Source organism: Psychrobacter sp. CX16 (assembly GCF_057396245.1).
Window position 1 is genome coordinate 26,083 of record NZ_JBXYJF010000018.1, and the last position, 12,126, is coordinate 38,208.

9 protein-coding genes are annotated in these 12,126 nt (G+C 42.2%); 8 read left to right on the forward strand and 1 reads right to left on the reverse strand.

The genetic code is table 11. The features are described 5' to 3' along the window. The first annotated feature begins 228 nt into the window (after window positions 1–228). From AC2SLM_RS08055 to AC2SLM_RS08065, 3 genes are all read left to right on the forward strand, one after another. Window positions 229–873 carry a DUF6231 family protein gene (locus tag AC2SLM_RS08055; RefSeq protein ID WP_486553104.1) on the forward strand — a complete coding sequence of 215 codons (645 nt, stop codon included), beginning with the start codon at window positions 229–231 and terminating at the stop codon, window positions 871–873. Between the two features lie 253 nt (window positions 874–1,126). Continuing rightward, window positions 1,127–1,645: a peptidoglycan-associated lipoprotein Pal gene (gene pal, locus AC2SLM_RS08060; protein ID WP_486553105.1), complete on the forward strand. Its 519-nt coding sequence runs from the start codon at window positions 1,127–1,129 to the stop codon at window positions 1,643–1,645. Between the two features lie 145 nt (window positions 1,646–1,790). After that, on the forward strand, window positions 1,791–2,678 hold the full coding sequence (locus AC2SLM_RS08065) for a 4'-phosphopantetheinyl transferase family protein (protein ID WP_486553106.1): 888 nt from the start codon (window positions 1,791–1,793) through the stop codon (window positions 2,676–2,678). Window positions 2,679–2,776: 98 nt separating this feature from the next. Here AC2SLM_RS08065 and AC2SLM_RS08070 read toward each other — a convergent pair whose 3' ends face one another. Continuing rightward, entirely contained in the window at window positions 2,777–3,616 is an 840-nt protein-coding gene (locus AC2SLM_RS08070; RefSeq protein WP_486553107.1) for a hypothetical protein, read from the reverse strand. Window positions 3,617–4,277: 661 nt separating this feature from the next. On the opposite strand from AC2SLM_RS08070, the gene ahcY reads away from it, so the two are divergent. The 5 genes from ahcY to AC2SLM_RS08095 all read left to right on the forward strand — a co-directional run bounded on the left by ahcY (window position 4,278) and on the right by AC2SLM_RS08095 (window position 12,114). Beyond that, window positions 4,278–5,699 (forward strand): adenosylhomocysteinase, encoded by a 1,422-nt coding sequence (ahcY, locus tag AC2SLM_RS08075; protein ID WP_486553108.1) that lies wholly within the window; start codon window positions 4,278–4,280, stop codon window positions 5,697–5,699. Between the two features lie 171 nt (window positions 5,700–5,870). Further along, window positions 5,871–6,734 (forward strand): methylenetetrahydrofolate reductase [NAD(P)H], encoded by an 864-nt coding sequence (metF, locus tag AC2SLM_RS08080; protein WP_486540749.1) that lies wholly within the window; start codon window positions 5,871–5,873, stop codon window positions 6,732–6,734. 4 nt (window positions 6,735–6,738) lie between these two features. After that, window positions 6,739–7,638, forward strand: a complete 900-nt coding sequence (locus tag AC2SLM_RS08085; RefSeq protein WP_486553109.1) for a 16S rRNA (uracil(1498)-N(3))-methyltransferase — start codon at window positions 6,739–6,741, stop codon at window positions 7,636–7,638. Between the two features lie 745 nt (window positions 7,639–8,383). Continuing rightward, window positions 8,384–10,177 carry an acyl-CoA dehydrogenase C-terminal domain-containing protein gene (locus AC2SLM_RS08090; RefSeq protein WP_486540753.1) on the forward strand — a complete coding sequence of 598 codons (1,794 nt, stop codon included), beginning with the start codon at window positions 8,384–8,386 and terminating at the stop codon, window positions 10,175–10,177. Between the two features lie 152 nt (window positions 10,178–10,329). Then, window positions 10,330–12,114 (forward strand): acyl-CoA dehydrogenase C-terminal domain-containing protein, encoded by a 1,785-nt coding sequence (locus tag AC2SLM_RS08095; RefSeq protein WP_486553111.1) that lies wholly within the window; start codon window positions 10,330–10,332, stop codon window positions 12,112–12,114. Window positions 12,115–12,126: the final 12 nt, after the last annotated feature.

Consider the following 12,126-nt stretch of genomic DNA (forward strand, 5'->3'; position numbering starts at 1 on the left):
GGCATTATCATTGGCATCGGTTTGATTTAAATCTGTCATAATAGCTCTCTTTTATTTAGGATTTTATTTACGATAGAATCACTTATAATTTGATCATTTACGATATGATAAAAGCTTAATACCTATATTGTGGCATTGCTGCTGTTTTAAACCCATGTTTTCAAAGTTGGCTAGCAAGCGCCTCTATTTTCCATTGCCTTAATCGGCCTGACGACACAAGCACTGATTATGCCTATAAAAAGAACCACAAACTCCCCCGCTCTCTCCGCTATTTTGCAACACTTAGCTGAGGTGATTGACTTTCTGCAGCAAACTGATTCAAAGACAAATGAAACAAAATCCCAGCCCTTTAGCTTACTACTGATTGGCGAGTCGACAACGACAGATACCTTATCAGAGCATCTTCAACACGCTTATACTGATATGCAGATTACAACTCTGAAATCTGATGAGTTTATCACCGCTGCTTTTGATACACGCTATACGCTAGGCTGCTACATTGAGCCACAGCTACTTGATAATCAGACCTCTGGTAATCAGACCTCTGGTAATCAGAAAGACACGCTAGAACAGGAAGACACGTTAGACGCAAATGTCTCTCAATCGCTAAAAAGCATTGCCATACGTTTAAGAGATTTGTTCGCTGAGCAAAGCGTGATGTTCTTATCTCCACTGAATTCCAGACAGACGTTAAGTGGTTTAGGTTATATATTGGCTTCTGCGCCTGTTAAAGAGTCTGCCGATGCCAGCTCTGATAATGAGACACAAATCTTATGTTGGCAGTTTAACCTTTATGATTATAAGCAGCGTCCTGATTGGCTAAATGCAAAATACTGGGCAAATCCTGAAAATTTTGATAAATACCGCTGGTAGGTGTCATGCCCTGCTTTGGGCTTGAATATCAAGTCAAAAAAATAGCTAGACTGACGATATAAAGTACTTGTCTTATTGTGGAAACCTTGCCATTATTCTAAAATAAATTTACAGTAAGACTACTTACATAAAGTAACATCTGCATATAAATATGCTATATTTACCACACACCGTATTTATCAAACACACTGTTGATTAAGAGGGTTAAATAATAAAAACCTCTCAATATCTCTATAAACTCTGAGGAAATAACATGCACTCTATTCTTAAGGCTTCGGCTCTTACTCTTGTTTCAGCTGCGCTAATAGCTACTACTGGCTGTGCTAGCAAACGTGCCAACACATCTGAAGTCGTGGTCGCACCAATGGGTGTACCAGGTAATGCCGCTTACGGTAATGGCGGCTCTTTAGTTAATAACAGCGCACAAGTACAAGCTGCTGCTCAAAACATTCAGGGTATCGTGTACTTTGATTTCGACAGCAGTGAAATCACTGACCAAGCCGCAGCCGTATTGGAAGATCAGATTGAATTCTTAGCGCAGAACCCAGATGCACGCGTATTGATTGCCGGTCATACTGATGAACGTGGTAGCCGTGAATATAACCATGCTCTAGGCGAGCGCCGTGCTCAAGCTGTTCGTAGCTATCTTGCTGCAAAGGGTGTTAATAACGCACAAATCGAAACCATCAGCTATGGCGAAGAGCGTCCTGCTGTTGCCGGTAGCGATGAAGCTGCTTATTCACAAAACCGCCGTGCAGAATTATCTTACTAAGCCATTCAGTATTGAATACATGTAGTAAATAATTACCCAGTTCTATCGCATCAAATAAACAAGCCCAGCTAATTTAGCTGGGCTTGTTTTTGGAACAAACATACACAATCCTTGTTATCAATATTGCAATACTTTTGGGATACTCATGTGCTCGGAACCTAACTCAGCCTCACTTAATCAACCTGATTTTATGTTTAGTCATTGTCACCTTGCCAGATTTGACAGTGAACTAAATAGCGAGTTACATGTACAAAGTCATAAAAATAAAGATGGTTTTGAACCTTCAGTCTGGGTCGCTTACATTCAATTTAGTCAGAACGGGGTATTAGCTAATCAGACAGCACAGCTTGTGCAACAGCAAAAACAAGCCGTGCGTAACCTGCTAGATCTTTTAATTGAGCGCTATGCTAATGACTTTAATAATAATCTTCAGCTAAACCACAGCATTCAGGAAAATAACAACAGTCATGTAAACCCAGTAATTGATATCAGCAACTCAGAACCGATCGCACTAAATACAACAAAACTTTGGCTTGATGAATCGAGCTTCCCTTACCGCTTAAAGCCGTCAAATTACTACGTTAGCTTTTCTCATTCTAATAATGCAGTTACTTGCGCCATTAGCAAAGCTCCTGTGGGTATTGATATAGAACTGTCTCATGTATCCATGAAAGTTGCCAAACGCTTTTACCATGCTGATGAAATAGACTGGTTGCAAACACTACCTGAGTCAGATCAACAACAAGCTTTAGACTTACTATGGATGCTAAAAGAATCGACTATTAAGCGATTAAACGTCTCGAATGAGAAGGCAAATTTAATGAGTGGCTTGAAGCAGAATCTTATTGCACCCGTTAAATTACTATTACAGCAAGCTAGTCATCACAAATCACTGTCTATTTTTGATAATAATGTCGCTCATCGAGCATCAATTAAAGCGTCAATTGCTTCATATCTAAACGGCGACGTGCAGACTGACTATCCAATAAATTACCTATTTCTGCCCTCTTTGAAATTAATAGTCGCGGTTTAGTTATTTTATATTTAAAGTGATTAGTTAGTTACTATTTTTAGCATAAAAAAATGACCCCCGAAGGAGTCATTTTTTAGTTTACTAGATGATATCAATCATTAGAAGCGGTAAGTTGCACCAGCTTTAACGATTGGATACCAGAAATCGTCTTCTTCGATTTCATTTTTAGCTGCTTCAGCAAAATTCTTATCTGATACAGCGCCGTTAGCGTCAACACCGATAACACCTGCATCTGGACCGCTAACTTTAGCTTCTAATTTACCCATATAAGCCGCACCAACTTCGAAGAAACCACCCCAATGTTGATTGATATTTGGACGATAGCCGATAGTAACATATGGAGCTAGCTTACTTTTGTTCTCAGCTTTGATAGTAGCGTTATCAACTTGATATTCATAACCGTCGATAGAAACTGTTGCGTCACCTACAGATGAAGGATCAGCTGTAATTTTTGCTTTTAACTTGTTGTCAGGAACCATTACACCACCAGCAACTGTAAAGTTGTTAGCAAATGGGCGCATCTGAACACCAATGTATGGGTTGCTAAAATCAAAATCGTAGTCCAGCTCGCCTTGGTAGCTACCGTAGCCATCACCTAAAACTTTGTCATAGTTGATCCAAGAGTCATTACCATCTAAGTCATGATCGCCGTCAAAGTTCATACCTGACCAACCCGCTTGAAGCTCAGTCGTTTCGTTTAAGCCCCAAGCGATGTTAGCACCGTAACCTAAAGTACCGATCTCAGCACTGATAGCACCAGGATGAGTAGCAGTGTTGAATAAAGTTTTAGCAGTACCAGTAACCGCACCTGCAGTGTTAGCGATAACACCTGCATTTTGGTTGTATTGATAAGCTTGCTGCTGAGTAGGGGTAGCAGCCATTGCTACAGATGAGCAAAGTACTGCAGCAGTGATTGCTGATAATTTAAAAAGTTTCATAACATCTCCAAGAGTATATAGCTTCATTTAGCTGAGACCGGATTGTCGTCTGTCGTCAAAAAAACAATCCAAGTAGTTGACTACCTGAACTGCCAATTGATCAGTCATCCAATACCAATTACAGTTACCCGTATTAATATGTGCCTATTAAACACTTTTTTACAAAATATGTCACGCTTTAAAAGTTGCTTTTTGATGGCAATTCTGTAACTTTTACTTACAAATTTGTAAGTTGCGTTGCTTATATACCCAAACCTAAGTTTTTTTTAATGCAAATAAATAGACAAACAATCCCCTTACTCTATTTTAAACTTAAAGCAAGCGGATGACATTACCCCTGACATCTATTACAATAGTGCGCAGCCGAGAGGTGTTGCGTCAGCATATAAAATAGGGAGCGGATTATAGCACGGCTATTGTTCATTCAACTTATTATTATGTTGTCAGGCTCGGCTCGCCAGTCCTAATTTAACGCTTAGTACCTTATTGCTTAGTACCTTATTATAGATGGTTAATCTTACTGGGTTTTATTATTTTGTAAGTGGCTATACTAGACTAGAGAGCATGAAATTGAGAGTTAGATTTGATATCTAATGTCTGGCAAACAACGACACCTGCGTTTCTTTCCCCCTTATCTTTTATCAATACCAAGGAGCTCGAGATGGACGCAGTGTCTAATATCGATTCAAAAACCAATTTAGAGAACTTTAGCGATTATAAAGTAGCTGACATCAGCCTAGCAGATTATGGCCGTCGTGAGATATCATTAGCTGAAGCGGAAATGCCAGCATTAATGGGTCTACGTAAGCGTTATAGCGAAGCACAGCCTTTAGCCGGTGCAAAAATCCTTGGTTGTATTCATATGACCATTCAAACCGCCGTACTTATTGAGACCCTAGTCGCACTAGGCGCTGAAGTACGCTGGACCTCATGTAACATCTTCTCTACTCAAGATCATGCTGCTGCGGCAATGGCTGCGAGCGGTATTCCCGTTTTTGCTTGGAAAGGTGAAACTGAAGAAGAGTATGAGTGGTGCTTACGTCAGCAGCTATTTGTTGGCGGTGAAGAAAATGGCGAGCTTTGGGACGCTAACCTAATTTTGGATGATGGCGGCGACTTAACTGCTCTTATCCATAATGACTATCCTCAAATGCTTGAGACTATCAACGGTATCTCAGAGGAAACCACTACTGGTGTGCACCGTCTAATTGAGATGCTTAATAAAGGCACATTAAAAGTACCTGCTATTAATGTAAACGACGCAGTAACTAAATCTAAAAACGACAACAAATATGGCTGCCGTCATAGCTTAAACGATGCTATCAAACGTGGTACTGATATGCTACTTGCTGGCCGCCGAGCATTGGTTATCGGTTATGGTGACGTGGGTAAAGGCTCAGCGCAAAGCTTACGTCAAGAAGGCATGATTGTCCGTGTATCAGAAGTTGACCCAATTTGTGCCATGCAGGCATGTATGGACGGCTATGAGCTGGTTTCTCCATACATTGATGGTAACAATACCAATTCAGCAGATAGTGTTAACACCCGCCTATTACAAGATACCGATTTAATTGTAACCACGACAGGTAACTATCACGTGTGTGATAAGCATATGCTTACCGCTTTAAAATCTGGTGCTGTGGTTTGTAATATTGGTCACTTTGATACCGAGATTGACACTCAGTTTATGCGTGACAACTGGAACTGGGTTGAGATTAAACCACAAGTTCACCAAGTGTATCGCTCAGAAGAAGATGGTGATTATCTAATCTTGTTAGCTGAAGGCCGCTTAGTAAACCTAGGTAACGCAACAGGTCACCCATCACGTGTTATGGATGGTTCATTTGCTAACCAAGTATTGGCACAAATGTACTTACATGAGCAAAAATTCTCTGAATTACCTGCTGATGCACGTGCAAACGGCCTATACGTTAAAGTATTACCGAAGAAACTTGATGAAGAAGTAGCGGCTGCTATGGTTGCCGGTTTTAATGGTGTAATGACCAAGCTAACACCAGAGCAAGCAGACTATATTGGCGTACCTGTGGAAGGTCCATTCAAGCCTGATGATTATAAGTACTAAAATAACGATAAGTACTAACCTTAAACCGTTTTAGTATTTAGCGTTAGACCATAAACTCATTATAGTAAGTATCAAGCATTCAGGGCTGAGAAATTGATTCAATTTCTCAGCCTCTTATTAGGTACCTATTTTCATGAAGGGTTTTATCAAGGACTTCATCAAGGACAGACTATGAGTAAGCCACAATTTTCTTTCGAGTTTTTCCCAACCAAAACAGACGATGGCATCACGAAGCTGTATCAGACCTTCGATACGTTAAATGAGCTTGCTCCCAGTTACTTCTCCGTGACTTATGGTGCTGGTGGTACAACTCGTGAACGCACTTTGGGCATTGTCGCTGCTCTTAAAGAGCGTGCTGATACCCCTATCGCCCCTCACATCTCCTGTATCGGTGATGATAAAAGCGAAATTGCAGAGCTTTTAGATTTCTATAAATCAATCGGTATCGACCGTATGGTTGCACTGCGTGGCGACCTGCCCTCTGGTCAAGTTGGTATGGGCGAATTGCCATTTGCCTTAGATTTAGTACGCTTTATTCGTGAACATTCAGGCGATCATTTTCAAATAGAAGTGGCTGCCTATCCTGAAATGCACCCTCAGGCCAAAAGCTTTGATTCAGATATTCAGAACCTGATTAATAAATTTGACGCTGGTGCAAACTCGGCCATTACCCAGTTCTTTTATAACCCAGAAAGCTATTTGTATCTACGTGACTCATTAGAGAAACGCGGTGTTGATACAGACAAGCACAGACTGGTCGCCGGTATTATGCCGATAACCAATTCTAGCAGCTTAATTCGCTTTGCTGACAGCTGTGGTGCTGATATACCTCGCTTTATTCGTCGCCAATTAGCCGATTACGGCGATGACCGTAAAGCCATCCGCGACTTTGGATTTGAAGTGGTACACCGCTTATGCGAAGTGCTTATTGCTGAAGGTGTGCCTGCACTGCACTTCTATTCTATGAACCGTGTTGAACCTAACAAACGCTTGGTTGAATCCCTAGGCCTAACGACTGCAAGCACTGGAGCCTAAGTCTATGCGCCGTTTTTTTTATAATCCAAGCTTAAATGGTTTAAGCGCAGAGACAGCATCAAATACTGAAACTATCTTAGCGTTAAGCCAATTGCCGACAGATAGCACTTTAACACTACCCGATGATGTCTATCATCATTGGTGCCGAGTGCTTCGGGCCAAAGTTGGGGATCAGAGCGTGGTTTTTGATGGCTTGGGCGGACAGACCCTTATAGAGCTTGAGAGTATTGATAAAAAAACGGCCACTGCCCGACTTTTATCACATGACACGGCCGATAACACGCCGGCCTATCACAGTACCATAGCTATCGTGATGAGCCGCGGCGATAGAATGGATTACGCCATTCAAAAATCAACCGAACTTGGTGCAACGGCCATTCAGCTATTAACCAGTCAACATGGTGAGGTTCGGTTAAAAGCCAATCAAGTCGACAAAAAGCTCAATCATTGGCAGCAAGTTACTTTGTCTGCCTGTGAGCAGTGCGGCCTTAATCGTCCACCGCTTGTTTTGTCGCCCGTGTCGATTGAAGAGTGGCTAAAAGGTAATATGGGCGACGTTCATGACAGCGTACGCTATTTATTAGAAGATACGTTTTACCAGTCTTATTTTAAACAAAGCCCGTTATCGCTCGTGTTAGCCGTACCGAGCCAGCAAGAAAAAGAGACGATTGATGTCAATCAGTCTATCAATGATCAATTTGCTACTGCATCCCAAAACAATGCCTCTGCCCTTCCCCGCTTTGATATTTTGATCGGTGCTGAAGGGGGTTTGTCTGATACGGAATATCAGCTAGCACGGGGGACTAATTATCTGCCGTGGCAATTAGGCAATCGTGTATTACGTACTGAAACGGCACCAGTAGTTGCTCTATCGACGTTAATGTATATCAGTACTTTAGACTAATCTGATTTGCTAAAAGTACTTATTGTCTATCATTTACTGAGCGAATCACCCTGCTAATCTTCTTAGAACCTGTATTCATAAGCTACAGTTATGGTATTTTTAGAATAAAATGAGACAATACGAGGCAAAATTGGGTTGAATAGTCATTCTATTCGAGCCGAATTTTAACAAAGTAGTGGCTTGTTTTAGGCAAAAAGAGCCAATTATAGCTTGTGAACACAGGTTCCTACTCTATGAGTAAATAAAAGCTCAATTCCTATCAAGGGGCTGAGCTTTTTATTTTTAGTGAATCCATACTTTTATAGATAATATATTTTCTTTAATCCTTCTATACTTTTCATACATCACCGCCTCTTATCCTCCTACCATTTCAGTCTTTAAAAATAGACTTTTTCTTCTTCCATGACTAAATCAATCATTTTTTTGTGACCCATAAGTCTATGCAACTGCTTGTAAAACAACGGCCTAACATCTATCTTTTCACCTGAAAAACATTTTATCAGTGACAGCCAAATTTGTGATAACCAGCTACTCTTTTAGTATTCTGCCGCTTCTATGGCGACTCACTGTTTACCAAAACAAATCACTGCTTTGCACCTCACCACTCTTTTACTTAAGTCGTCTGCCAGTATGCAGCTGTTTCTATTAAAGTATAGAGATGTGACGTACTTTTTTGAGATTAAGCGGATTTGTTTTACCTAAATAGACCCAGTCCATCAAAAAACATTCATTTAAGGATAGTCTCATGCAATATAAAGCCCCCCTTCGTGACATGCAGTTTGTTTTACATGAGCTTTTAGACAGCACTGGTCACTACAAAAGTTTAGACGCCTACCAAGAAGTTGAACGTGACATTGTTGATAGCTATATTGAAGCAGCTGCCAGCTTTGCTGAAAATGAAATTGCTCCTTTAAACCGCAGCGGCGACGAAGAAGGCTGTACTTTTAATAACGGTGAAGTGACTACACCAAAAGGTTTTAAAGACGCATATAAACAATATTGTGAGCTTGGTTTTGCCGCCCTTGCTGCTGAAGAAGAGTTCGGTGGTCAAGGCATGCCTTTCTCCTTAGGTACTGTGGTTAACGAAATCATGGGCTCTGCTAACTGGTCATTTTCAATGTACCCAGGCTTATCCCACGGTGCTATCGCAACACTTGAGCACCATGGTACTGATGAGCAAAAAGCAACCTACTTAGAAAAAATGGTAACTGGCGAATGGTCAGGTACCATGTGTCTAACCGAAGCGCATGCAGGCTCCGACTTAGGCCTAATCCGTACCAAAGCAGAACCAAAAGAAGACGGTACTTACGCCATTACTGGTCAAAAAATCTTTATCTCAGCCGGTGAGCACGATATGACGGATAACATTATCCATATCGTTCTAGCTCGTCTACCAGGGGCACCAGCAGGTACCAAAGGCATCTCGCTATTTATCGTACCAAAAGTAAATGTAAACGCTGACGGTAGCTTAGGTGAGCGAAACAGTGTGACTTGTGGCTCAATCGAACACAAAATGGGCATCAAAGCCTCAGCTACTTGTGTCATGAACTTTGACGGCGCAACGGGTTACCTAATTGGCCCAGAAAACCGTGGTCTAAACTGCATGTTCACCTTTATGAACGTGGCACGTATAGGTACTGCAGTTCAGGGCTTAACAGCTTCTGAAGTGGCTTTCCAAGGCTCGCTAGAATACGCTAAAGAACGTCTTGCTATGCGTTCACTATCTGGTGCTAAAGCGCCGGACCAAGCAGCTGACCCAATCATTGTTCACCCTGCCGTTCGCAACATGCTATTAACTGAAAAAGCATTTGCTGAAGGTGGCCGCGCACTGGTTTATTATCTAGCCATGTTTGCTGATACTGTGGCTAAAGGCGCAGGTGATGAACAAAAATACGCAGATCAAATGTTGTCATTATTAACCCCAATCGCTAAGGCCTTCTTAACAGAAACTGGCTATGAAGCGGCGAACCACGGCGTACAGGTATATGGTGGTCACGGCTTTATCTCTGAGTGGGGTATGGAGCAAAACGTACGTGACACCCGTATCTCTTGCCTATATGAAGGTACAACTGAAATTCAATCATTAGACCTATTAGGCCGTAAAGTACTGGGCTCACAAGGCAAGATGCTTGCTAACTTTACTAAAGTCATCCATAAATTCTGCAAAGAGCATGAAGATGATGACTCTATGGGCGAATTTGTCCGTCCATTAGCGAAGCTAAATACTGAGTGGGCTGATTTGACGGCTCGCATCGGCATGCAAGCGACTCAAAACCCAGACTCAGTTGGCGCAGCAGCCGTAGACTATATGTACTTCAGCGGTTATGTGACTCTAGCTTATCTATGGGCACGTATGGTTGCGGTATCTAAGCAAGCACTTGCTAGTGGTACGACTGAAACGGCATTCTATGATGCGAAAATTAAAACTGCTCAGTTCTACTTCAGCAAATTATTGCCACGTACACGCACTTACATCGCTCGTATCGACTCAGGTGCTGAGCCATACATGAGCATGGATGTGGATCAGTTCGCATTCTAAGACTGACCTACTCTACTGTCTTAGTCTATTGAAATGACACGATAGGTGCTACTATTAGTAGTACTTATCTGCATACTGATTATTTACATGTTTATACGCAGCTTATAACTCATTACTGACTTATTCTAAAAATCTAAAAGGACGAAACACACATGGCTATTTATAATCCACCGCTAGATGAAATGCGCTTTATGCTAAACGACGTTTTTGACGTTGAAAAATTCTGGCAAGCCAACGAAAACCTAGCACATGTTGACATGGACACCGTTAACATGATTTTAGAAGAGATGGCGAAGCTGTCTAAAAACGTATTACTGCCTCTAAACCGTACTGGTGATGAAGAAGGCGCGACTTACCACGGTGACGGCGTTGTAACCACACCAGCCGGCTTTAAAGATGCGTTCAAACAGTACGCAGAAGCGGGTTGGATTGGCCTTGGCGGTGACCCTGAATACGGCGGTCAAGGTTTCCCTAAAATGGTTACCATGCTGACTGAAGAAATGGTGTTCACGACTAACCAAGCTTTCGCGCTCTATCCTAACCTAACGGTTGGTGCGACGCTTTGTTTATTAGCCTCAGCCTCTGAAGAACAAAAGCAGACCTACCTTGAGAAAATGTACTCAGGCGAATGGGCAGGTACCATGTGTTTAACTGAGCCACATGCGGGTACTGACTTGGGTATCATCAAAACCAAAGCCGTTCCAAATGATGACGGTAGCTACAACATCTCTGGTACTAAAATCTTTATTACTGGCGGTGAGCATGACCTAGCGGACAACATCGTTCACTTAGTATTGGCTAAAACACCAAATGCACCAGAAGGCTCAAAAGGTATTTCATTATTCTTAGTGCCTAAATTCATGGTTAATGAAGACGGTAGCCTAGGCGAGCGTAACACGCTAGCGGCTGGTTCTATCGAACACAAAATGGGTATCAAAGGTTCAGCGACTTGTGTTATGAACTTTGATGGCGCTAAAGGCTGGATGGTTGGTGAAGAGAATACCGGTCTTGCCTCTATGTTCGTTATGATGAACTATGAGCGTGTAACCATGGGTCTTCAAGGCCTAGGTGGTACTGAGCTTGCCTATCAAAACGCAGCTGCATATGCCCTTGACCGTGGTCAAGGCCGTAGCGATACTCAAATCCAAAGCCCTGAAAAACCTGCCGATGCGATTATCCACCATGCAGACGTACGCCGTATGCTATTAAATGCACGTGCTAACGCTGAAGCGTCTCGCTGTTTTGCCATGTATGTTGCTAAGCAATTAGATGAGTCTAAATTCAGTGTAGATGCAGAAAACGCTAAAGCGGCGGCTGCCCGCGTTGCTTTATTAACGCCTATTGCTAAAGCATTCTTAACTGATAAAGCGTTTGAAGCAGCCGTAGACAGCCAGCAAGTATTCGGCGGTCATGGCTATATCCGTGAATGGGGTATGGAACAAATCGTTCGTGACACCCGTATCTCGCAAATCTATGAAGGCGCAAACGGTATTCAGGCACTAGACTTATTAGGCCGTAAAATTGCCCGTAACAACGGCAAATACCTTGAAAACTTCCTAGCTGAAATCCGTGACTTCGTGGCAAACATGAAAGCGGATCACGAAATTAAGCAAGCAACTTTAGATGCCGCAAATACCATTGAAGAGCTAACCAAGACCGTTCTGACCAACATCAGCACGCGTAAGAGCGAAATCAACGGCTGTGCGGTAGACTATCTACACGCAATGGGCTACTTATGTTACGCGTTCATGTTCTCAATGATGGTAGAGGCCGCTCACGACAAAGAAGGCGAGTTCTATGCTAATAAGCTAAAACTAGCAACCTACTTCGTTGGCCGTATCCTACCTCGCATCCATGCACATGCTGAGATGGTTAAAACCGGTAGTGACCCAATCATGGACTTTGATTTGGCTTACTTTCAACAAAACGTTAGCTAATTTTTGCTCATT

Bases quoted from the DNA above. Each gene is read 5' to 3' on its own strand.
- AC2SLM_RS08055 (WP_486553104.1), top strand. From the start codon at position 229: ATGCCTATAAAAAGAACCACAAACTCCCCCGCTCTCTCCGCTATTTTG.
- AC2SLM_RS08095 (WP_486553111.1), top strand. From the start codon at position 10,330: ATGGCTATTTATAATCCACCGCTAGATGAAATGCGCTTTATGCTAAAC.
- AC2SLM_RS08070 (WP_486553107.1), bottom strand. From the start codon at position 3,616: ATGAAACTTTTTAAATTATCAGCAATCACTGCTGCAGTACTTTGCTCA.
- pal (WP_486553105.1), top strand. From the start codon at position 1,127: ATGCACTCTATTCTTAAGGCTTCGGCTCTTACTCTTGTTTCAGCTGCG.
- AC2SLM_RS08090 (WP_486540753.1), top strand. From the start codon at position 8,384: ATGCAATATAAAGCCCCCCTTCGTGACATGCAGTTTGTTTTACATGAG.
- ahcY (WP_486553108.1), top strand. From the start codon at position 4,278: ATGGACGCAGTGTCTAATATCGATTCAAAAACCAATTTAGAGAACTTT.
- AC2SLM_RS08085 (WP_486553109.1), top strand. From the start codon at position 6,739: ATGCGCCGTTTTTTTTATAATCCAAGCTTAAATGGTTTAAGCGCAGAG.
- metF (WP_486540749.1), top strand. From the start codon at position 5,871: ATGAGTAAGCCACAATTTTCTTTCGAGTTTTTCCCAACCAAAACAGAC.
- AC2SLM_RS08065 (WP_486553106.1), top strand. From the start codon at position 1,791: ATGTGCTCGGAACCTAACTCAGCCTCACTTAATCAACCTGATTTTATG.